Here is a 21,123-nt window from a genome sequence, read left to right on the forward strand (position 1 = left end):
CTGAAATATTCTCAATGAGTCCAATTTTCAAGTTTTCCATTTTCTTTTTGCCATATTTGAATGTAAATATCTTCGGAAATAGCTTTTCCTCTATCTTTTATAATATCAAATTGTAAATCACTGAGAGCGCTCTCAAATTTTTTAATACAATAGCTATAATCATCTTTCTCAAAAAGGTCCTCAAGTTCTTTTTCAGAATATGTCATTCTGACTTGAGAAATTCTACCATTTTCACCAATAGTAACAAGGTACTTTTCAGAACAATCGTTTTCCCATTTTTGTTTTCTTAATTTTTTGAAAAGAATATCTGAAACTTTGTCCTTATCAATCCGATTTATTGCTTTCGGTATTTTTTGATAATTATGAACTTCTTCTTGTCTTACCAAGTTTCCGCTACTAAATTCCAAAACAGTTTCATATTCAAATATTTTATAGAAAACACCATCCCAACGAAGCTGTCTATTATTTTTAATCTTTTGAGGAAAATTAATGATTCCCGAAAACCAATCTATCAATACTCGATTGTCTTCAACTTTATCTCCAAATATCTCTTTAATTTTTCTCGTTGATTCTTCAATATTAATTGAAGTTGTATATTTCAATGCACCACAAGAAATTATTTTTGTAAGATATAATTTATTATTAATAACTTCATATATTGCTTGATAACCTCTCCAGCAATTGAGTGAAACACCAAGATTTTCAGAGCCTCTAAAACTTAATCCAAATAATCTCCCTTCATCTGAATTTTGTTTTTGGAGATATTGCTCTAGAATTAAATTATAAGTTGGAATTGTATCTTTTTTATAAATAATATAATCAGGCATTTGCGGGCTTGCGAAAATGTCTGTCATAATTAAAATGAAAATTGTAAAAAGAATTTTAACCAAGATTTTCATTTAGAAAGCATATTTATTTATCAAACTGATTCGGATGCAACTTCTTAATTTCATCAACAGTTCCAAGCACTTTATCTTTCAACGATTCCTGATATTTTTGAAGTTTTTCTGAAACCTCAGAATCGGAAGTTCCAATGATTTTTGCGGCGAGAATTCCGGCATTAGCAGCGCCATTCAATGCTACCGTTGCAACAGGAATCCCAGAAGGCATCTGAAGAATCGACAACACTGAATCCCAACCGTCAATAGAATTGCTGGACAAAATCGGAACGCCAATCACTGGCAAAGTCGTACAACTGGCAACCATTCCGGGAAGATGAGCAGCGCCTCCAGCTCCTGCAACAATAACTTTCAATCCTCTTTCTTTTGCCGATTTTGCATAATCGAACATACGTTCCGGCGTTCTGTGTGCAGAAACGACTGTTAGTTCGTACGGAATTTCCAAAGATTTTAGAAAATCTGCAGCTTGTTGCATTATTGGCAAATCACTTTGACTGCCCATTATTATTCCGACCATTTCAATTTTTATTAGATGCTCAAAGATAAAGATTTATCAGTAGAATTCGAGTTTTTTGAAATATCTTTGCTTCTTAATTTTCCAGATTTGAATTCCAAAACCATTATCGCTATTCTCATTGTTGCCATTGTTTGGGGCACAACCTTTCTTGGTATCAAAATCGGAGTGGAAACAGTTCCGCCTTGGTTTGTTGCAGGATTTCGTCAGTTTTTAGCCTCATTGATTCTTTTACCATTTTTAATTTTTACCAAAAATCTGAAATGGATTGGCTGGAAAAATTTTAGAATTCAATTGACTTTATCCTCATTACTTTTGATTGGTGCGAATGGTTTAACAACTGTCGCTGAGAAAAACTTAACGAGTAGTTTAGCCTCTTTGATGAGCGCACTTTCGCCAGTTTTTATATTTATCGGAAGTATGATTATTGGAATGGAAAAATTTACTTTCAGAACTTTAGTTGGGCTTCTAATGGGCTTTTCCGGAATCATTTTTATTTTCTGGGACGGACTGAGCGAACTTTCAAATCCAGATTACAGAAATGGTTTGATTGTAATGATTTTGGCACTTTTAGGCTGGGCAATCGGAACAATTTACACTAAGAAACTTCACGTTCAAAATAACAACCTTTTCCTGAATCTTTTCTATCAATTTGCTTGGGCAGGAATTATCCAATTGATTTTCGCATTTTCCTTTTCAGATAAAATAGATTTTGAAAGTTGGTCTGTAAAAAGTATTTCTGCGATTATTTATCTGGCAGTTTTCGGTTCTGTTCTAGCTTTCTTCGCTTATAATTATTTATTAAAAACATTACTTCCAACGCAAGTTTCTATGCTTTCTTATGTTAATACGATTATCAGTATTTTCTTAAGCTGGCTGATTCTTGGAGAATCGATTTCTGAAAAATTCATTATTGCTACAGCTTTAATTATCAGCGGTGTTTTTATCATCAATTATAAACCCGGGATGCTTAAACTCCGAAAAAAATAAAAAAGAAATTATTTTTAGTACATAATTTGATATGCAATAGAAAATCAAATTATCAATCAAAATAATTCTTATTATGAAAAACCTAACATTAATCGCCTCTTCTATCCTGTTCTTATCTGCAATTTCTTGTAAAAAGGAAGAAAAAACCATTGTAACAGATCAAAACCGTGATACTCTGGCTGTTGTAACTACAGAAACTTCTACTTTAACAGATGCAGAAGCGAAAGCCAAAATTAATAAAGCCCAATCTGACTTAAATACAGCGATACAAAGAGGTGATAAACAAGCAGAAATTGCGGCTCAAAAAGCTTTAGACGATGCTAATCTCGCCTGGCAAAATACCAAAGCAAGTATTAACAGAACCTCGCAAAATATTAAAAATGATATGGATAGTGCGAGATTAAGAGCAAAACAAAGTACAGAAAATGCAAAAAAGGACCTCAAAGATTCCTATAACGAGACTTTGGAAAAAATGAAGGCTAAATAAAATTCTATCAACAAAATCAAATAAAAAACGGTCAGATTTTTCCTGACCGTTTTTATTATTCTGCAATCACTTTTACCAAAGATTTAATCTGAATTAATTTTTCCATCAATTCTTCTCTAGAATCTGCCAGAACATTGATATGTCCCATTTTTCTTCCCGGTTTGGTTTCGGTTTTTCCGTAGAGATGAACATAGGTTTTTGGAAGCTTCAGAACTTCTTGTAAACCTTGATATTTTACTTTTCCAGAGTGATTCTCTTCTCCAACAAGATTCAGCATTCCTGAAAATCCGAATGCGTCTGTATCCGCTAAAGGTTGATTTGTAACAACTCTATAAAATTGTTCGAACTGAGAATTGGCATTGCCTTCTTGTGATTGATGCCCAGAATTATGCAGTCTCGGTGCAGTTTCATTCACCCAAACTTTTCCGTTTTTATCAAGGAATAATTCTATGGCAAAAAGTCCTGCAGAATCTGCACTTTTGATGAATTGATTCGCAATGACATCAATCTGATTCTGAGTTTCATTAGAAATATCAGCCGGACAAATATTGAAATCGAGAAGATTTAGCTTTGGATCAGCAACCATTTCTGTTACCGGAAAAGTCTTGATTTCTCCGCTTTCATTTTTAGCAACAATAACGGATAATTCTTTATCGATATCAACTAGATTTTCCAAAACAGATTCCTGAGTCCAAAGATTTCTCCAATCGTCATTGGAACGAAGCAACTGAACGCCTTTTCCGTCATAACCGCCTGTATTTAGTTTTTGAACAAACGGAATTTGGATTTTAATTTCATCTTCACTTCTGTCCATTATTTCAAACTCTGGAGACGGAATTCTATTTTCTTCATAGAATTGTTTCTGAAGAATCTTCTGCTGAATAATTTTGATAATTTTAGAATTCGGAACGACTTTTACACCTTGATTTTCCAGTTCTTCCAGCGCATCTGCATTCACGTGTTCAATCTCAATCGTTACAACATCTTTGTCTCTTCCAAATTCCAAAACCGTGTCATAATCATTGAAATTTCCTCTTGTGAAATGTGAAATATTCGCACAAGAACATTCTGGATTTGGATCTAGAACATAGAATTCATCATCATATTTCAATGCTTCCTGAATGAACATTCGACCGAGTTGTCCACCTCCTAAAATTCCGATTTTCATCTTAATATTTATTTTTTTTAATTTGTTAGATGGAACGCTAAGCGTTTCATTTTTTACTTTCTTTTTAGATTTATTTTTAAACGCAAATTTCGCAAATTATTTTTTGACTAAAGTCAATTGATTTTTAAATTAAAAAATGGGCTAAAGCCCATTCCTATTGATATTATTTCCTACAATTATCTTTTCTTCTTGTATCGATGATATACTGGATTTTCCACTCATTATTCGATTTTACCAATTGAAAAGAATTGACACCGCAATGCGAGAACTGACCTTTGTAATAAAATTCATAAGGCGTCCAAACAGAAGCCAGATTTCCATTAATTAAAACATTCGAAAAAGTGATTCTCTCATCCAAACTTCCTTTTTCGGCTTTGGAAATACTCAATGCAAAATCATTAATACTTTCATTTTTAATTTCCGCAGTTTTTGTAATGGTCTGCAAAACAGCATTTTTATGAAATGATTTTTTTATCAATATAGAATCAGAAGTTTTCATTCCGTTAAATAATTGATTGACTGTTGCTTTCACCAAACCCTCTTCCGATGTCTGAGAAAAACAAACCATTGGAAGAATAGTCAATAATAAAATTCCGATTTTCATCTGCAGATTATTTGTTCACAAAAATAGAGATTTTTTGTCGGATTTTTCTTTTACGAAATAAGATAAAATCAAAGTTCTAAAACGCTCATTTCCTATCAATTCGGTATATTTTATCGGAATCAGAAACATTAAAAATTAATGAATTTTAAGATAAAATTCCTCTCAAAGGTTTTATATTTGTCGGATGTCAGAAATCATAATTCTCTTTATTGGAGCTATCGCTGCCGGATTGATGGGTTCTCTTACAGGTCTGGGTGGCGGTGTCATCATTATTCCTCTTCTTACACTTGGTTTTGGCGTTCCGATGCATTATGCAATTGGCGCTTCTCTTATCTCGGTTATAGGAACTTCTTCGGGTGCTGCTGTTGCTTTTGTGAAAGAGGGTTTTACTAATATGAGAATCGGGATGTTTCTGGAAATTGCTACTACAGCAGGAGCAGTTTCCGGTGCATTAGTTTCAGGATTTCTTAATCCAAATACAATCGGAATCATATTCGCAAGCATTTTAATTCTGACAGTTTTATTAAATTTAAGAGGAAAACCCGACCATCAAGAAGAATTAATCAAAGGAAGTTTAGAACACAAACTGAAGCTCTACGGAACTTTCCCAGACAAAGACGGAATCAAAAGTTATGCTGCCAGAAACAGTATTGGAGGATTTTGTATGATGGTTTTTGCAGGTGCAATGTCCGGACTTTTAGGAATTGGCTCTGGTGCTTTGAAGGTTCTCGCGATGGATAATATGATGAAATTACCTTTCAAAGTTTCAACTACGACAAGTAATTTTATGATTGGAGTAACAGCTGTTGCAGGTGCTTTGATTTATTTCCAAAGAGGACAGATTATTCCTGTAATTGCTGCGCCGGTTTTGATTGGTGTAGTTGTCGGAAGTTTTATTGGTTCTAAAACGCTCATGATTTCTAAAACAAAGAAGCTGAAAGTATTTTTCGCCATTGTGATTACAATTCTTTCGATTTATATGATGTATAACGGTATTGCCAAAAATTTCAACTAAATGAGAACAAGACCTTTTACTGATATAGACCTCAATCGTTCGGTTGGCAATCTCCTAAGATTAGGTGTAATTCTTTCTGTTGTAACTTCACTAGTAGGTTTTATAAAACTTTTCTCCGAAGGTTTTGTGATGCCTAGAAAATATACGCTTTTGGAAATGGGAGATTCCTCTGAAAAAGTTTGGGGACATTTTTGGAACTCTCTTTGTAAAGGTGAAGGAATGGCAATTATTCAGCTGGGGATTTTACTTTTGATTTTGACGCCGTTAGTAAGAATTATTTTTGCTTTAATCGGTTATCTGAAAGAGAAAGATTACGTTTATGTAGTGATTTCAACCATCGTTCTTGTGATTATGACTGTCAGTTTCTTAACAGGATATGCACATTAGTAATTATAAATTATTGATGAATTATAAATGATTTTTCAAAGTCTATCATCTATCCGTCTATTATCTCCCAGTCTAATCCTCATAGAATTCCAAAGGCAAATTATCTGGGTCAGATGTAAAAAAGAATCGTTTATCGGTAAATTCATCGATTCTGATTTCTTCACAATCCAAACCTTTTTGAATTAATTCATTTCGTTTTTCTTCTACATTTTCAACTGAAAAAGCTAAATGGCGAAGCCCACAACTTTCTGGCCTTGAAGGACGTTTTGGCGGATTTGGGAAAGAAAATAATTCGATGACATAATGTTCCCCGATTGCCAAATCCAGTTTGTAAGATTGTCTCTCTTCACGATAAACTTCACGAATGATATTGAGCCCTAAAACTTCCGTATAGAATTTTTTGGAGACTTCGTAATTGGAACAGATGATTGCGATGTGGTGGATTTGCATTTTAAAACTTTTTAAATTCTTCTTTTATGGCTTCCTTATAAAATTTCTTCAATTTCCTTTGAACAGAACCTTCAGATAAATTCTTGTCTGTTGTCAAATATCTGAGATGAATTTCTGCTGAAACTCCTGTTTTAGGATTTGTGACATTGAACATCCCAAAACGAACATTTTTCACTTTTTCATCTCCAAATTGCAGAGAATCGATAACATAGTCATCACTGGAAGTAACCTTTTTAAAAATCTCTTGTTTCAATGAGTCCTGATTAATTTTATAAATTTCAGTTTCAGATTTAAGATTCTTTTCAATTATTTTGCCGTTTAAAAGCTGATAATAATGTTCATTAATGATATAGGCTGTATCTTTATGAACTGAGATATTTCTTTTACTGAATTCTGAAATCACTTCGTCCTTATTCTTCCCTTCAACCGAAAAAACAAAATTACTGCTAAACGAAATATTTCCACGATTAGGATTATAGTGATAATATCCAGACGGAGAAGTTGACATCAAAACCAAAACACTTGGAAGAACAAGAAAAGCAGGAGAGATTTTTCCGATTTCAAGAAACTTGATTCTACCTTGATTTCTAATAAAACAATATGGAATCACAAGAAAAATTAACACAAACAAATCTGTATAATCAACAACTCGATGAATTGAAATCGGTGATATCAAATTATAAATTTCAATGAATTTTTCTGAATAAATAGATTTCCAAAACGTAAAAAATAAGGCAGTAATATAAACAGAGCTATGACGAAGTCTTGGAAATAAAAAAGACAATAGAAAAGGGAATAAAATAATTCCTGCGACATCAGATAATTTTCCCGTAAACCAATTGTGAAAATGTAACTTCAAAAAATGGTCATTCAAGAAAAGAATAATTAGACTTAAAATAAAAATGACATTGCAGAGTAGAAATTTGTTCCTCATTCTTTTTGATTTTAAAACGATGAAGACAATATTTTTATTTTGATTCCTCTTTCAATTTTTCTAAATACTCAACTTCTAACTCTTTCAACTCTTTGAAATAATTTTCTTTATCCATAAATACTTTCGGATTATAAGCATCTCCTGATTTACGTTTTTCGTGTAAATCAAACTGACTTGCGTGTGAAGCTACCCAAACATTAAAATCCAATTTTTTCATTGCATCCAGAGTATAAGCATAATCTTTTTGCATAGTTGGATAAGAGTGAACATCAGAAAATTTGTGGTCAATTATAATAGACGGCATATTTGCGATGAGAACTTTATAAGTTCTATCTTTATCTTTTGTTTCGAAAATAAAACTGCAAGAACCTTTTGTGTGACCAGGATGATGAAGCAAAGTTAAAATTGTATTTCCTAATTTGATTTTGTCATTATTTTTCAAAAGAAAATCAGGAGTCAAAGGTTTGAAAGTCACTCCGTATTTCCCCAATTCGTAATCTGATTTTCCACCGGATTTTAGTTCTGCTAATTCTGCTTCGTCAACGTAAAGTTTTGCACCTGTATCAGCTTTGATATCAGCCATTGCGCCCATATGGTCAAAATGAGCTTGAGTCAAAGTCAAGATTTTGATGTCTTTATATTTAAATCCTAACTTCTCAATATTCGCTTTGATTTGTGGATAAGAATCGGCTAAACCTGTATTGATAAGAATATTTCCTTTGTTGGTAACAATAAGATAAGACGCCAAATCATACGTTCCGACATAATACAAATTCCCAACAATTCTGAATGGTTCATAAGGCTGCGACCATTTTTCAGGATTGTTTTTTGGTTCAGTTACAGTTTGTGCATTTCCGATGAAAGAAATGATTATTAGGAAAAGTATTGTAAGTTTTTTCATAATTAATAATATTGATTGATTATCCACAATTTTGTCATTCCGGAGGAATCTAGACTGCTGAGATTCCTCCGGAATGACAAAAATGGGCTATTTAAAATTGTTGCTGAAATAAATGATTCCAAAATTCCAAATTAGGATTTTGAATTCTTATCAATTCCAATTTTTTATTTCTTGACAGATCCTTTATTTCTTTTTCGCGTTCAATCGCTTGCTGAATCCAACCAAACTTTTCATAATAAACCAAAAACTTAATATTATATTTTGTTGTAAAACTGCTTGGATTTGTTTTAGTTTTATGTTGATGCAATCTAACATGAAGATTGTTTGTGACTCCAGTATAAAGAACTGTTCGGTTTTTATTTGTCAGAATGTAAACATAAAACGTATAAGCTCCTTCTGGAAATTCAATCATTTGTATTGTGTTTTTTAAGCAATTTTGTCATTCCGAAGGAATCTAAACTGCTGTTTTCTTCTATGTTGAGATTCCTTCGGAATGACAAATAGTGTGGTTATACTTACTTCCAATTAATTGTTCTATTTCGCCCCCAAGTTCCAATTAATGTTCCTTTTTGATATTCAGAATATGTATATAACCCAAACAAGAGTATAATTAACAAAATAACAAACCAAATAATTTTCTTTTTCATAAAAATTTAAAAAGTTGCTTTGTCATTCCGGAGGAATATAAACTGCTATGTTGCTTCTGTGTTGAGATTCCTACGGAATGACAAAAAGACTGTTAGATGTTGATTTAATAATTTAACTTAATACATCTTACAAAAACTAAAACCTCATCACATCTTTCACGACTCCACCTTTCTGCGTGAATGGAATCAGTTCTGTTTTGATGAAATCTGTGATTCTATCGTTATCTATATCATTTGGGAAAAGAAGATGAACATTCGCTCCTGCGTCTAGTGTAAAGAACAAAGCTAAACCTGTAATTCTTCTAAACTCCCAAATTTTATTAATGACTTGCAAAGTTCCTGTTTGCATCAGTATAAAAGCAGGGGCGCTCATCATCATCATAGCGTGAAGTGTCAAAGCTTCGTGTTCAACCAATTTGATGAAACCTTCCATATCGCCTGATGAAAGAATTGTTTTCAGTTTGGTAAAATTCTCGTGAGCTTCTTGAAAACGTCTTTCTGCATAAGGATTGGTATTCATCAAACCGTGACCAACCGTTGAAGAAACCGATTTCTGCCCCTCGTGAATCAATAAAACCCAATCGTTGAAGTTTCTGAAAATCGGATGAATCTCGTCATTATTATAAGGAACAGCAAACAAATCCGAACTTCCTTCTACTTCTTCGGTTTTCCCCCAAACAACCAAACCTTCGTAAAGACTTCTACAAGCACTTCCACTTCCCAATCTTGCTAAAAAACTAGCTTTTTTCTCTTTTGTCAGGCTGAGGCTCTCGAAGCCTTCTTGATTCTTTTCTGCAAAAATTTCATCTAAGTTCATCAGACATTTTGCAATCGCTCCGAAACCTGAAGCTGAACTTGCAATTCCTGAACTGTGAGGAAAGGTATTTTCGGTTTTGATGATATATTTTCCTTTCAGAATCCAAGGCAAGTATTGCTCGATGTTTTTGAAATATTTTTCAATTTTTTCCGCAAATTTTTTCTCTTCGTTTCCAGCTAAAAAAGTCTGAACAGAAAAGTCCTCTCCTGCAAAAAACTCCATCGTTGTGTTGGTTCTGCAATGGTTCAAAGTATAGCTGATACTTGGATTAGCTGGAATTTGATTTTCGTATTTTCCCCAATATTTGATGAGTGCGATATTGGATGGACAGCTTGCGTAAACGAGTTGATTGGATATCTGGAATTGGGAACTTCCCAAAAATTCTTGAGTCATAGTTTGGATTTTAGCAAATTGCTTTTGTTGGGCAAATTTAATTATTTTAAATTCGACTTTGGGGTTTTGAATACAAAGTCCACAAAGATTTTTTGAACTTATTAAAAATATTTTGTTGATAGCTAAGAATATAATCTCAAAGCAATGGGATTACTTCTACGGAGCTTTGACTATATCAGTTAACTCCTAAAGAGCTTGGATAAGCTCAAAACACATTTCGAAGAGTGGTTGATCCATTACAAAGTCTTGTTGATTAAGTTAGTAATGCCTTTGATTTAATTATTTAACTCATTGATTTATTACGTTGAAGCGTTGATTCATTTCGTTAGGTCGTTGATTCATTACGTTGAGCTGTTGATTCATTACGTTGAGGCAGATGCACGGATTTCATTACAAATCAGCAAGTTGCAAAAATCATTAATTCTATTTTTTTATGATAAAAATTGATTAATGAATCCCAGTAAGTCGTAATTGAGTTTTGGCGTAATGATAAAGTACAGTTGAATTACAAAGTATTTATGTAACATTTTTGTCTTTTTTAAACTAATTTTGTGAGGTTTTAAAAATCGGTTGAGAAGAAATACGAAACCTCAACATAGCCCCGATTGTAGTGGAAATCCTTTTTGTTTTTCTTCGGAAAACAAAAAGATTGTAACGGAAAGCGGGTTGGAATAGTGAATCGAAGGACCAATCGTCTTGCTTCTAAAAAAATTAAAAAAATCTGTATGCTGAGAGCAGAACATATCAAAAAAACATACAACGCCGGTAAGAAAATTGCGCTTCAGGACTTTTCTATTGAAGTTCCAACAGCGAGTGTTTACGGGCTTCTTGGGCCAAATGGTGCCGGAAAAACGTCGTTTATCCGAATCATTAATCAAATCACTCAAGCCGACGAAGGAAATGTTTGGATTGACGGCCAAAAACTGAATCCGGAACATATCAAAAACATTGGTTATATGCCGGAAGAACGCGGTCTTTACAAGAATATGACGGTGGGCGACCAGCTTTTGTATTTTGGTGAATTGAAAGGAATGTCCCGACAAGAAGCGCTTTCGCAAGCGAAATTCTGGTTCGAACAACTGAATATCGACCAATGGTGGAAGAAAAAACTGAGTGAACTTTCCAAAGGAATGGCGCAGAAAATTCAGTTTGTGGTAACTGTTCTGCATCGCCCAAAGCTCTTGATTCTGGATGAGCCTTTTTCTGGTTTTGACCCTGTGAATGCAAATCTCATCAAAGACCAAATCATCCGATTGAAAAACGAAGGAACGACAATCATTCTCTCAACGCATCGAATGGAAAGTGTGGAGGAAATGTGTGATTTTGTGGCGTTGATTAATAATTCTAAGAAAGTTCTGGACGGGAAAGTTTTTGATGTTCGAGAGCAGTTTAAACAAAATGTTTTTTCTGTGGTTTTGTCGGATGTGAATTCTGAAAACCTGGAGGAACTGACGAAAAAGTATCAAATCGAAAATCTTGGAACTGCGAATGGTCTTTTCAATTTTGAATTGAAAAATACAGAGAATCAAAACATTCTTTTGCAAGACCTTCTGAAAACGGGAACGATAAGAACCTTCAACGAGAAAATCCCGAGTATGAATGAGGTTTTCATTAATGCTGTTCGTGGTTGATAGTTGACGGATTTTACTTTTTACTTAATACATTTTACTTTTTACAAAAAGAATGAAAAATATATTCCTCATAACGAAAAGAGAATTTCTGACGCAGGTTAAGAAAAAATCTTTTATTATTTTGACGATTTTGGCCCCATTGATGATAGTGGGATTTGGTGCGTTAATTGGTTTTATGTTCAAAGCCAACGAAGCTGAATACAAATTTGAAGTGGTTGACAAAAGCGGAATTTTCGCTGGTCAATTGAAATCAACAAAAGATATTACTTACACTTTTGTACCGGCGAATACAGAAGATGCTTTGGTAAAAACACTGAAAGAAAGAGAAGGTTCTGACGGAATTCTCATTATTCCTGAACTGAAAGATAAGAATTTTGATGCGCTGGAAAGTGGAACAAAACTACTAACGAATAAAAAAATTGGCATCGATACAAAATCTGCTGTTGCGACAGACCTAAGCAATATTCTAAAAAAAGAAAAAATAAAACAACTGGGAATCTCCGAAGACAGAATTGTAAATCTTGATAAAAATTTCAAAATCATTTCTCAAAATGTGACGGAAAGTGACAGCCCAGAAAGCGATCTCGCTTTCGGAATCAAAACAGCGTTGAGTTTTGGATTAATGTATGTCGTTTTTATGTTCATCATTATCTATGGCGTAAGAGTAATGCGAAGCGTTTTGGAAGAGAAAAACAACCGCGTTGTAGAAATCATCATCTCATCTGTAAAGCCTTTTGAGCTGATGATGGGAAAAATATTGGGCGTGACTTTGGTAGCTCTCACTCAGTTTATCGTTTGGATTGCAATGTCTGTAACTGCGGCGCTTTTCCTCAACACAGGATTTGCAGCAATGCACAAAAACATCCCCGCAGAACAAGGCGAAATGATGAAAAATATGGATTTCCAACAAACAGCTACCGAGATTTCTCACGTTCTTTTGGATATGAATTATATTGGAATTATCGGGGTTTTTGTGTTCTTCTTTTTGTTCGGTTATATCTTTTATAGCTCGATGTATGCCGCGATTGGAAGTGCAGTTGATAATGAAACGGAAACTCAGCAATTCACGATGTTTGCGATTGTTCCGTTGATGTTGGGACTTTATGGAAGTTTTACGATTATGAAAAATCCAGACGGACCAATGGCTTTTTGGTTGTCTATTATTCCGTTTACGTCGCCAGTTGCAATGATTGCGAGAATCCCATTTGGAGTTCCGCTTTGGGAGATTTTGTTATCGATTTTCCTATTGATTGCTTCTACTCTATTGATGGTTTACATTGCAGCGAAAATTTATAGAGTTGGAATCTTAATGTATGGAAATAAGGCGACTTTGAAGGAGATTTGGAAGTGGATTAGGAATTAATAAAAAAGTAACCCTCAGAAAATTCTGAGGGTTTATTTTAGCTAAAAACAAAATCAAATTCTGTAATTAAAAACTTAATTTTTCTCCCTGAACGGGGAAAATATAATTAAGTTCCAAAGAATTATTTTGCAGCAATTCTTTTTTTATAATCTCTGGGTTGTTGCCGGTTGGTTTTCTATGGGTAACTATAACCTTAAAATTTTTCATCTTTTCCTTGCTTGCAAGTTTTGCCAATTTAGAAAATTCTTCGTTCAGCAAATTGGGAGTAAGATGACCAAAAAGAAATTTCTCGGGTTGATTATTAGGAAAAGAAACTTCTATCAAAATCGCCTTTAAACTATTTTTCTTGATTAATTCAACAATGCTTTTCCAAAGAATTTCTAAATCTTTACTTTCCTCAATTCTATCTGCTCCAGTATCGCCAAGATATAAAACATACTGATTGTTGTGATTAACCAAAACTGCAGAACTTTTATAATATTTGGTATGACTCAGTTCGAAAGCTTTTATTTTCAATCCAGTTTCTGGGATTTCTGTATTACTCTGAGTATCCAAATTTTTCAACGTATATTTTCCAATAGGAGCAACACCTTCATCTGTAAAATTTGCCCAAGTATCATTAATAAAATAATGTTTCTTTATAATATCTTGCACAAACGGAATGGCATAGATGTTTTTCTTAGAATCTGCAGGAGAATTGATGATTAAACCAGAAATATGATCCAAATGACCATGTGATATAAAATAAGCTTTGATATAATCTTTGAGAACAACATCTCTTGAAACCGAAAACGTACCTTTTTCTATAGACTTTTTAATTCCTGCATTAATTGTTCCTGCATCCAGCGCCAAAAACTGATTAGCATTGTGCTTAGAAATTAAATAGGATGACAAATTATCTTCTTCTTCACCTCCATAAATTCCCAACGGGACAATATCAAAAGTTTGCGATTCCATCATTAACGAAAAGAAAACAATAGCAGAAACGATAAATTTCTTCATAACATTGAATCCGATGTTCTGTTTATTTCTTTTTCTTAGCCTTAGATTTCGCTTTTTGTTGCGCTCTGTTTGCTCCAAATTTTTTTGGTGCTTTTCGCTTACTTGGTCCACCAAGATTGATTTTTTTGTTCTTGTCTTTTTTCTCGTGGAAAGCAGATTCGCCTTCGTTGAGTTTGGCTGTGGTTAGGAATTTCATTTTCACTTCATCCTGTTCAGAAGCTATTTTGACTTTAGAAATAGTAACTTCTTGTGGGAATTCGGTTTTATTGATTTCTTTATCCATCAATAATTCGATGTCAAGAAGTTGAGCTTCTTCTTTTTTGGTGAAGAAAGTAATAGCGATTCCGTCTTTATCTGCACGTCCGGTTCTACCAATTCTGTGGATGTATTGCTCCGGAACTTCTGGAACTTCGAAGTTGAAAACGTGAGAAATGTCCGGAATATCCAAACCTCTCGCCATAATATCCGTAGTAATCACGCCTCGCAATTTTTCATTGCTGAATTCCTGCATGACTCTTAATCTGAAATTCTGAGATTTGTTCGAGTGAATAACACCAAATTCATTAGGAAATTCGACATTTAATTTATCAAAAATTAAATCCGCGTGTTTTTTATTATTAGCGAAAATCAGGATTTTCTCCAAATTATCTTCGGTTTTCAAAAGATGAATCAGCAAATTCAATTTGGTATTAAAATTATCAACAGGAATTGCAGATTGCGTAATTTTTTCCAAAGGTGTCCCTGATCTTGCCAAGGAAATCTCGATTGGAGAAGCGAAATATTCATTTAGGATTTCGTCTAGAGCTTCGGTCATTGTTGCTGAGAAAAGAATGTTTTGCCTTTTCTCTTTCATCATTTCGAAAATATGAGTCAATTGCGGACGGAAACCAAGATTCAGCATTTCGTCGAATTCGTCAATGATTAATTTATTAACTTCTCTGAGAGAAATTGCATTGTCAATCGACAAATCCATTACACGCCCAGGCGTTCCCACCAAAATATCACATCCGTCATTGAACAACAACTTCTGTGTATTAATATTTTTACCACCATAAACTCCGATAACTCTTGCAGTAATATTTTCCGTCAGTTTTTCAAGAACTTCTGTTACCTGAACTACCAATTCTCTTGTAGGAACGAGAACCAAAACTGTTGGATTTCCCGTTTTGTTATATTTCCAAGTTTTGAGAACAGGAAGCAGATAAGCCAAAGTTTTTCCGGTTCCGGTCTGTGCAATTCCCATCACATCGCGACCCGAAAGAATCGGTTTCAAACTTTTTTCCTGAATCGGAGTCGGTTCAAATAAATCTAAATCGGCTAGAACATCAAGAATCTTTTCCGGTAAATCGAAATCTGCAAAAGTGGTTTTATTCATTTTGCAAAGATATGGATTTTGAAATCAAAGGGAAATTACAATTGACATTTCAAAAATGTTCAGTTCTATTTTCTAAATTATTAATATCAAAGAAATTATACCCCAAATCATAAATATCATTTTTATGTTTATAGAATCTGCCGTCTGATTCTAAAACAAAATCATTATCGTTATCGTTATAGATTATTAATTTGTACTTTGTTTTGAAATTAGATTGAACTTTTTTCGCATTTAAAATTTCATTTAAAAGAAGAAATTTCTCTGATTGTGATAGAAAAATTTGTTTACTATTTTCATCGAAATTTATCCAAGCTGAATTTGGAAAATTTTCTTTTTTGGGAAATTTGGATAACTTTAGTTGTTGATACTTAAACATTGCTTTTCTATAAGCAAAAATTAATTTTGATGGAGCTTGACTTCCGTAATCTGAAATAGTTTTGATAATTTTATTGTTTCTCACAAATGAAACAGTAATCGTATTTCCGTCTGTAAAATTGGCAGAATAGATATTATCAAGTCTATTAATATTCACTTTTTTAAATGATTTTTCAATAGACTTAAATTCTGATTTTGGGATTTTAGAAGTATAATATCCGTTGACTGTATTGTATTTTTCGCCCAAATAAAGAACATCTCCATTTTTATTAAACTCTATACTCATAATAGCACAAGTCCCATAACAACCGGAAGATGAAACAATTATCTTATCGAAAGTTTCATTTGGGTTTAGCTTATAAGTCGGTTTATAATATTTTAAGTAATAGTCTTTATTTTTTTGAAGCGTTAAAGTATCCTTAGAAATAGAGATTATTTTATATCTATTCCAAGACTTTTCGATGGGATTAAAAATCTTCAGACTATCATCAATAATTTTATAATTTGTTGAATCGCCTTTATAAAAAACTCTTCTTTCTTCTCTTGACTTTCCTTCATCAATATCAAAAAAACCTGCTTCATCAACTAAAGTTCCATCCTTATTAAAAATAAAACCGCCTAGATTTAAATTAAACGGAGAAGGTGGTTCTTCTATAGTTTGTTTATCATCTTGTTTATGCAATTGTAAATATTTCGCAAAATTCCATTCTCCAATAATATCTTTTTCAAATTGTTCCTGCTTTTCAGATTTACAAGAAATCAAAAAGATTGTCACAAGAAATATTTGATAAATCAACTTCATAAATAAAATTGTTATTACTTCTGCTCTTCTCTCAAAATAATCCTAAAAGTCGTTCCTTTTCCAACTTCAGAATTTGCAATTCTGACATCGCCTCTGTGGTATTCGGAAACTACTCTTTTTGTTAAGGAAAGTCCTAATCCCCAGCCGCGTTTTTTGGTGGAAAATCCAGGTTTGAAAGCGTTTCGGATTTGTTGTTTTGTCATTCCGCTTCCTGTATCGGTAACATCGATGTAAACGCTTTTATTTTTTTTATAAAGTGACAATTCTAATTTCCCTTCGCCTTTCATTGCATCAACTGCATTTTTTACTAGGTTTTCAATCACCCAGCTCATCAGGATTCTGCTGTGTGGAACGAGAACGGGTTCGTAAGTTTTTCTTAAAGTGAATTCAACTTTTGTGGAAATTCTGGATTTCAGATAATCATAGTTCTGCTGAACTGTTTCATTAATATCAAGATCATTAAGCGTAGGAATTGAACCAATTTTTGAGAAACGTTCCGAAATGGTTTTCAGTCGATTAACATCCATTTCCAATTCTTTTACACCTAATCCATTTTCATCTTCCAGCTTCATAATCTCGACCCAGCCAATCATTGAGGAAAGCGGTGTTCCAATCTGATGCGCTGTTTCTTTTGCCAAACCTGCCCAAACAAAACCTTCGTCGGTTTTCTTCAACAATCGTAAAAACCAAAAAGAAAAAACAAGATAAAGCGAAATAAAAATTGCCAACAAAAGTGGATAATAACGTAGATAATTCATCAAATCAGAATTATCATAATACAAATATTGATTGTTAAAATCAGGAAGCTGAATCTCGAAAGGCGGATACTTGCTTGCCATTTCGGTCAGTTTTGATTTTAATTTTTCCTTATCTTTCAGAATATCATCGGAAATTCCTCGGCTTTCCAATAAGTTCCCTTTTTTATCTGTGACAATGATTGGCAAATCTTCGTTTTCGCTAATGACATAAAGTGCTAATTCATTGAATCTCGGGTCAATATCAGTATCCTGAAGATAACGCATTGCTGTTGCCAGAGATTTGATTCTCTCAGTTTCCTTACTTCTAAGATGTTGAATCAGGAAATTGGACGAAATGATAATTCCTGCAACAATAGAGGTCAATATAAAATATACAACCCAGCTATTGATACGTTTCAGAAAATTAAGACCTTTCATTGTTACTTATAAAACGGCAATTTAGGAATTTATTATATAAAAATTAGATGTTAGATGTTAGACATTAGATATTAGAGTAAAATTCAAAGATTAATGTTGATATTTGTATTTGATTAAATTTAAAAAAATGATAACAATTCAAAATACAAAACTGAAAGCGACTTTCAACGAACTGGGAGCAGAATTAACTTCTCTAATCAATCTCGAAAACGGAAAAGAAATAATGTGGAGCGGAAATCCTGATTTTTGGGGCGGACAAAGTCCTGTTCTTTTTCCAACTGTCGGCGCTTTGAAAAATGAACAATATATTTTTGAAGGTAAAAATTACGAGCTTCCTCGCCACGGTTTTGCAAGAAGACGAGTTTTTGATATCAAAGAATCTTCTGAAAACGAAGTTATTTTTGAATTAAAATCTGATGAAGAATCTTTGAAAATCTATCCTTTCGAATTCAGTTTGGAAATCAAATATACTTTGGCTGAGAATAAACTGACGGTTTCTTATCAAGTAAAAAATCTGTCTGAAAAAGAAATGTATTTTTCACTTGGTGCACATCCGGGATTCGCAATTGACACAAAAAATGGATTGAGTTATAATGATTACGAAATTGTTTTTTCTGATGATGAAAAACTGGAAATCCATCCTTTGATTGATAATCTTATCAGCAACGAAACTCAAACCATTGAATTTAAAAATAAAACGTTGCCTTTGTCTTATAAAACTTTCTCAAAAGATGCTTTGGTAACAACAACAATGAAAAGCAAAGAACTGATTCTGAGAAATCACAAAAATATGGATAAAGTAATTTTCACTTTCTCAAATTTTCCTTACTTCGGAATTTGGGCAGCGAAAAATGCGGATTTTGTTTGCTTAGAACCTTGGCAAGGAATTGCGGATTTGGAAAATCACAATCAGGAATTGACGAAGAAATCTGGGATTTTGAAATTGGAAAAAAATGGAGATTGGAAAGCTGATTGGGCGGTTGAGATTGAGTAATTTTTATCGCAAAGTCGCAAAAAAAACTTTTAAGATTATTGAAAAAGTCGCAAAGAAAAACCCTTTCAGAGTTTAGAACTCTGAAAGGGTTTGTTATTAGATTTTGATTCTACAAAGTTTCTTTCAACCAATCAAAGAATTCTCTTTGCCAAACCAAACCGTTTTGTGGATGTAGAACCCAGTGATTTTCGTTCGGGAAGTAAAGGAATTTGGTTTTAAGACCTTTCAGTTTTGCCGCTTGGAAAGCTCCCTGACCTTGCTCGTAAGGAACTCGGAAATCTATTCCACCTTGGATCACCATAATTGGTTTATTCCATTTGTCCACAAAATTACTCGGATTAAATTCTGAATAAGCTTTCGGAGTTGGTTTTTGCCAGTAGTTTCCACCCAAATCCCAATTAGCGAACCAAAGTTCTTCAGTTGTTCCGTACCAAGATTTCATATCAAACAATCCGTCGTGAGCGATAAAAGTCTTGAATCTATTCTCGTGAACGCCAGCCAGCATAAATACAGAATATCCGCCGTAACTTGCGCCAACTGCTGCTACTCTATTTCCATCTACATACGGTAACGTTTTAGCAAAATCCGTCGCTGACAAATAATCCTTAATCGGTTGTCCGCCCCAATCACCACTGATTTCTTCATTCCATTTTACGCCCCAGCCTGGCATTCCTCTTCTGTTCGGAGCGACAACAATGTAACCGTTAGCTGCCATCAAAGCAAAATTCCATCTTGTGGAGAAAAACTGTGTTAATCCAGATTGCGGTCCACCTTGGCAATAAACCAAAGTCGGATATTTTTTATTCGGGTCAAAATTAGGTGGATAATGGAACCAAACTCCCATTTCTTTTCCGTCCGTTGTTTTAACCATTTTAAGTTCAGATTTTCCTGCGACTAATTTGGAATAATTATCTTTATTAATATCAGTAATTTGTTTCAAAGAACCTTTAGAATCAACTTCGAACAAATCTGCACTGTGATTGATATCCGTTTTTGTTACCCAAAGTTTGCCTTTGTTCTCCAAAACAACATCATTGATATCAAAATCGCCTTTTGTGATTTGTTTTACGGTTTTGTTTTTAACATCGACTGAGAACAATTGCTTAGTTCCTCTGAAAGCCGAAGTGAAATATATCAATTTGGAATCCGAAGCCCATTTTACATCACCTGTCACGCTCTCGTCCCAAGCTTTTGTCAAATTAGTTTTCGCTTTGGATTTCCAATCCATAATCACGATATCATTTTTATCTGCTTCATAACCATCTCTATCCATAGAATTCCAAAGCAGGAATTTTCCATCATTACTGAATTTAGGATTCACATCGTAACCTTTCATTCCTTCTGTTAAATTCACAGTTTTTCCGGAAGCAATATTGTAAGCAAAGATATCTGTGTTGGTACTTTGAGCATATTCGGCTCCAGATTTTGCCTTAGTCACATAAAGCAATTCCGATGAATCTGGACTCCAAACAAAATCTTCTGCACCACCAAAAGGTCTTTGTGGCGAATCCCAAGTTTTCCCTTCTAACAAATCTTTCGCTTTGTCTGCAGATTCGGAAATATTGACCACAAAAACGTGGTTATATTTTCCTTCATTAAAATAGTCCCAATGACGGTGATTGAGATCTGTGTAAATTTGAGCTGTTGTTTTTGGCAAGTCTTTGTATTTGTCTTTCCCAAGAAGATTTTCCACTAAAACTTGTTTGCTGAAAGCGATTTTTTTCCCATCTGGAGAGATCACAATATTATCTACCTCATCTATATCGTAGAATTTTGCCCAGGTATTTCCAGAATTTTTTGACAAGAAAATCGTGTTGTTTTCTAAAGCATAAATCCCATTTTTATCCCATTGAATCAAACTTTTCTTTCCAAGATCAATTTTGGTAGATTGCCCAGAAGATTTAAGCCAAAAAGTTTCGGAATTGGATTTTTCTGTTTTAAGGTCTGTTTTGCTGATTTTGTAAATCAAAGAAGATTGATCCGGAGAAACGGACTGCACGCCAAGACGGTTGAGTGTCCACATGATTTCCGGTGTCATTACCTGTTGTGCATTCATCATAAAAGGAGCTGCAATTGCTACAGCAAGAATCTTTTTTAGTTTCATTATTTAAGTAATTGATATTGAGAAAAACTCGGACGAAGTTATTAAAATATTATCTAAATTTGAGGATAACCACTTTAAAACTAATTCTTGTGAAAA

21 protein-coding genes are annotated in these 21,123 nt (G+C 33.6%); 7 read left to right on the forward strand and 14 right to left on the reverse strand.

Annotation, left to right across the window (positions count from 1 at the left end):
- Positions 1-11 precede the first annotated feature (11 nt).
- Positions 12-854 carry a hypothetical protein gene (locus RTY06_RS09480; RefSeq protein ID WP_312824482.1) on the reverse strand — a complete coding sequence of 281 codons (843 nt, stop codon included), beginning with the start codon at positions 852-854 and terminating at the stop codon, positions 12-14.
- Positions 855-912: 58 nt separating this feature from the next.
- A complete protein-coding gene (gene purE / locus RTY06_RS09485) occupies positions 913-1,416 on the reverse strand; it encodes a 5-(carboxyamino)imidazole ribonucleotide mutase (RefSeq protein WP_312824483.1) in 504 nt (167 codons plus the stop codon).
- A gap of 15 nt (positions 1,417-1,431) precedes the next feature.
- Between purE and RTY06_RS09490 the strand changes: the two genes are divergently transcribed.
- Positions 1,432-2,403 (forward strand): EamA family transporter, encoded by a 972-nt coding sequence (locus RTY06_RS09490; RefSeq protein ID WP_312824485.1) that lies wholly within the window; start codon positions 1,432-1,434, stop codon positions 2,401-2,403.
- A 73-nt stretch (positions 2,404-2,476) separates the two neighbouring features.
- Positions 2,477-2,890 carry a hypothetical protein gene (locus tag RTY06_RS09495; protein ID WP_312824487.1) on the forward strand — a complete coding sequence of 138 codons (414 nt, stop codon included), beginning with the start codon at positions 2,477-2,479 and terminating at the stop codon, positions 2,888-2,890.
- A 55-nt stretch (positions 2,891-2,945) separates the two neighbouring features.
- Here the strand turns inward: RTY06_RS09495 and RTY06_RS09500 are convergent, their stop codons facing one another.
- Positions 2,946-4,058 (reverse strand): 5-(carboxyamino)imidazole ribonucleotide synthase, encoded by a 1,113-nt coding sequence (locus RTY06_RS09500; RefSeq protein WP_312824489.1) that lies wholly within the window; start codon positions 4,056-4,058, stop codon positions 2,946-2,948.
- 163 nt (positions 4,059-4,221) lie between these two features.
- Complete coding sequence (locus RTY06_RS09505; protein WP_312824491.1) at positions 4,222-4,662, reverse strand: nuclear transport factor 2 family protein; 441 nt, start codon at positions 4,660-4,662, stop codon at positions 4,222-4,224.
- 184 nt (positions 4,663-4,846) lie between these two features.
- On the opposite strand from RTY06_RS09505, the gene RTY06_RS09510 reads away from it, so the two are divergent.
- Together RTY06_RS09510 and RTY06_RS09515 are read left to right on the forward strand one after the other, a co-directional pair.
- Complete coding sequence (locus RTY06_RS09510; RefSeq protein WP_312824492.1) at positions 4,847-5,677, forward strand: sulfite exporter TauE/SafE family protein; 831 nt, start codon at positions 4,847-4,849, stop codon at positions 5,675-5,677.
- Entirely contained in the window at positions 5,678-6,064 is a 387-nt protein-coding gene (locus RTY06_RS09515) for a DUF1634 domain-containing protein (RefSeq protein WP_312824493.1), read from the forward strand.
- Between the two features lie 72 nt (positions 6,065-6,136).
- Here the strand turns inward: RTY06_RS09515 and RTY06_RS09520 are convergent, their stop codons facing one another.
- The 5 genes from RTY06_RS09520 to RTY06_RS09540 all read right to left on the reverse strand — a co-directional run bounded on the left by RTY06_RS09520 (position 6,137) and on the right by RTY06_RS09540 (position 10,206).
- Positions 6,137-6,514 carry a VOC family protein gene (locus RTY06_RS09520; protein ID WP_312824494.1) on the reverse strand — a complete coding sequence of 126 codons (378 nt, stop codon included), beginning with the start codon at positions 6,512-6,514 and terminating at the stop codon, positions 6,137-6,139.
- 1 nt (position 6,515) lies between these two features.
- Complete coding sequence (locus tag RTY06_RS09525) at positions 6,516-7,448, reverse strand: hypothetical protein (protein WP_312824495.1); 933 nt, start codon at positions 7,446-7,448, stop codon at positions 6,516-6,518.
- A gap of 34 nt (positions 7,449-7,482) precedes the next feature.
- Positions 7,483-8,349 (reverse strand): subclass B3 metallo-beta-lactamase, encoded by an 867-nt coding sequence (gene bla, locus RTY06_RS09530; protein ID WP_312824497.1) that lies wholly within the window; start codon positions 8,347-8,349, stop codon positions 7,483-7,485.
- A gap of 91 nt (positions 8,350-8,440) precedes the next feature.
- Positions 8,441-8,761, reverse strand: coding sequence for a GIY-YIG nuclease family protein (locus RTY06_RS09535; protein WP_312824498.1), 321 nt, complete (start codon positions 8,759-8,761; stop codon positions 8,441-8,443).
- A 371-nt stretch (positions 8,762-9,132) separates the two neighbouring features.
- Positions 9,133-10,206 (reverse strand): diphosphomevalonate decarboxylase, encoded by a 1,074-nt coding sequence (locus tag RTY06_RS09540; protein WP_312824499.1) that lies wholly within the window; start codon positions 10,204-10,206, stop codon positions 9,133-9,135.
- A 725-nt stretch (positions 10,207-10,931) separates the two neighbouring features.
- Between RTY06_RS09540 and RTY06_RS09545 the strand changes: the two genes are divergently transcribed.
- Entirely contained in the window at positions 10,932-11,837 is a 906-nt protein-coding gene (locus tag RTY06_RS09545) for an ABC transporter ATP-binding protein (protein WP_312824500.1), read from the forward strand.
- A 52-nt stretch (positions 11,838-11,889) separates the two neighbouring features.
- A complete protein-coding gene (locus RTY06_RS09550; RefSeq protein ID WP_312824502.1) occupies positions 11,890-13,200 on the forward strand; it encodes an ABC transporter permease in 1,311 nt (436 codons plus the stop codon).
- 66 nt (positions 13,201-13,266) lie between these two features.
- Here the strand turns inward: RTY06_RS09550 and RTY06_RS09555 are convergent, their stop codons facing one another.
- From RTY06_RS09555 to RTY06_RS09570, 4 genes are read right to left on the reverse strand one after another with little or no spacing between them, the layout of a single operon-like run.
- Positions 13,267-14,202, reverse strand: a complete 936-nt coding sequence (locus RTY06_RS09555) for a 3',5'-cyclic-nucleotide phosphodiesterase (RefSeq protein WP_312824504.1) — start codon at positions 14,200-14,202, stop codon at positions 13,267-13,269.
- 22 nt (positions 14,203-14,224) lie between these two features.
- Positions 14,225-15,577 (reverse strand): DEAD/DEAH box helicase, encoded by a 1,353-nt coding sequence (locus RTY06_RS09560; RefSeq protein ID WP_312824506.1) that lies wholly within the window; start codon positions 15,575-15,577, stop codon positions 14,225-14,227.
- A 49-nt stretch (positions 15,578-15,626) separates the two neighbouring features.
- Positions 15,627-16,754, reverse strand: coding sequence for a DUF6438 domain-containing protein (locus RTY06_RS09565; protein ID WP_312824507.1), 1,128 nt, complete (start codon positions 16,752-16,754; stop codon positions 15,627-15,629).
- Positions 16,755-16,768: 14 nt separating this feature from the next.
- Entirely contained in the window at positions 16,769-17,929 is a 1,161-nt protein-coding gene (locus tag RTY06_RS09570; RefSeq protein ID WP_312824508.1) for a HAMP domain-containing sensor histidine kinase, read from the reverse strand.
- 127 nt (positions 17,930-18,056) lie between these two features.
- Here RTY06_RS09570 and RTY06_RS09575 point away from each other — a divergent pair, with 127 nt between their 5' ends.
- Entirely contained in the window at positions 18,057-18,923 is an 867-nt protein-coding gene (locus RTY06_RS09575) for an aldose 1-epimerase family protein (protein WP_312824509.1), read from the forward strand.
- 109 nt (positions 18,924-19,032) lie between these two features.
- Here the strand turns inward: RTY06_RS09575 and RTY06_RS09580 are convergent, their stop codons facing one another.
- Positions 19,033-21,027 (reverse strand): S9 family peptidase, encoded by a 1,995-nt coding sequence (locus RTY06_RS09580; protein ID WP_312824510.1) that lies wholly within the window; start codon positions 21,025-21,027, stop codon positions 19,033-19,035.
- Between the last annotated feature and the right edge of the window lie 96 nt (positions 21,028-21,123).

The sequence above is a fragment of the Epilithonimonas sp. genome, from assembly GCF_032055105.1.
Taxonomy (GTDB): domain Bacteria; phylum Bacteroidota; class Bacteroidia; order Flavobacteriales; family Weeksellaceae; genus Epilithonimonas.

Bases quoted from the DNA above. Each gene is read 5' to 3' on its own strand.
- RTY06_RS09480 (WP_312824482.1), bottom strand. From the start codon at position 854: ATGACAGACATTTTCGCAAGCCCGCAAATGCCTGATTATATTATTTAT.
- purE (WP_312824483.1), bottom strand. From the start codon at position 1,416: ATGGTCGGAATAATAATGGGCAGTCAAAGTGATTTGCCAATAATGCAA.
- RTY06_RS09490 (WP_312824485.1), top strand. From the start codon at position 1,432: ATGCTCAAAGATAAAGATTTATCAGTAGAATTCGAGTTTTTTGAAATA.
- RTY06_RS09495 (WP_312824487.1), top strand. From the start codon at position 2,477: ATGAAAAACCTAACATTAATCGCCTCTTCTATCCTGTTCTTATCTGCA.
- RTY06_RS09500 (WP_312824489.1), bottom strand. From the start codon at position 4,058: ATGAAAATCGGAATTTTAGGAGGTGGACAACTCGGTCGAATGTTCATT.
- RTY06_RS09505 (WP_312824491.1), bottom strand. From the start codon at position 4,662: ATGAAAATCGGAATTTTATTATTGACTATTCTTCCAATGGTTTGTTTT.
- RTY06_RS09510 (WP_312824492.1), top strand. From the start codon at position 4,847: ATGTCAGAAATCATAATTCTCTTTATTGGAGCTATCGCTGCCGGATTG.
- RTY06_RS09515 (WP_312824493.1), top strand. From the start codon at position 5,678: ATGAGAACAAGACCTTTTACTGATATAGACCTCAATCGTTCGGTTGGC.
- RTY06_RS09520 (WP_312824494.1), bottom strand. From the start codon at position 6,514: ATGCAAATCCACCACATCGCAATCATCTGTTCCAATTACGAAGTCTCC.
- RTY06_RS09525 (WP_312824495.1), bottom strand. From the start codon at position 7,448: ATGAGGAACAAATTTCTACTCTGCAATGTCATTTTTATTTTAAGTCTA.
- bla (WP_312824497.1), bottom strand. From the start codon at position 8,349: ATGAAAAAACTTACAATACTTTTCCTAATAATCATTTCTTTCATCGGA.
- RTY06_RS09535 (WP_312824498.1), bottom strand. From the start codon at position 8,761: ATGATTGAATTTCCAGAAGGAGCTTATACGTTTTATGTTTACATTCTG.
- RTY06_RS09540 (WP_312824499.1), bottom strand. From the start codon at position 10,206: ATGACTCAAGAATTTTTGGGAAGTTCCCAATTCCAGATATCCAATCAA.
- RTY06_RS09545 (WP_312824500.1), top strand. From the start codon at position 10,932: ATGCTGAGAGCAGAACATATCAAAAAAACATACAACGCCGGTAAGAAA.
- RTY06_RS09550 (WP_312824502.1), top strand. From the start codon at position 11,890: ATGAAAAATATATTCCTCATAACGAAAAGAGAATTTCTGACGCAGGTT.
- RTY06_RS09555 (WP_312824504.1), bottom strand. From the start codon at position 14,202: ATGAAGAAATTTATCGTTTCTGCTATTGTTTTCTTTTCGTTAATGATG.
- RTY06_RS09560 (WP_312824506.1), bottom strand. From the start codon at position 15,577: ATGAATAAAACCACTTTTGCAGATTTCGATTTACCGGAAAAGATTCTT.
- RTY06_RS09565 (WP_312824507.1), bottom strand. From the start codon at position 16,754: ATGAAGTTGATTTATCAAATATTTCTTGTGACAATCTTTTTGATTTCT.
- RTY06_RS09570 (WP_312824508.1), bottom strand. From the start codon at position 17,929: ATGAAAGGTCTTAATTTTCTGAAACGTATCAATAGCTGGGTTGTATAT.
- RTY06_RS09575 (WP_312824509.1), top strand. From the start codon at position 18,057: ATGATAACAATTCAAAATACAAAACTGAAAGCGACTTTCAACGAACTG.
- RTY06_RS09580 (WP_312824510.1), bottom strand. From the start codon at position 21,027: ATGAAACTAAAAAAGATTCTTGCTGTAGCAATTGCAGCTCCTTTTATG.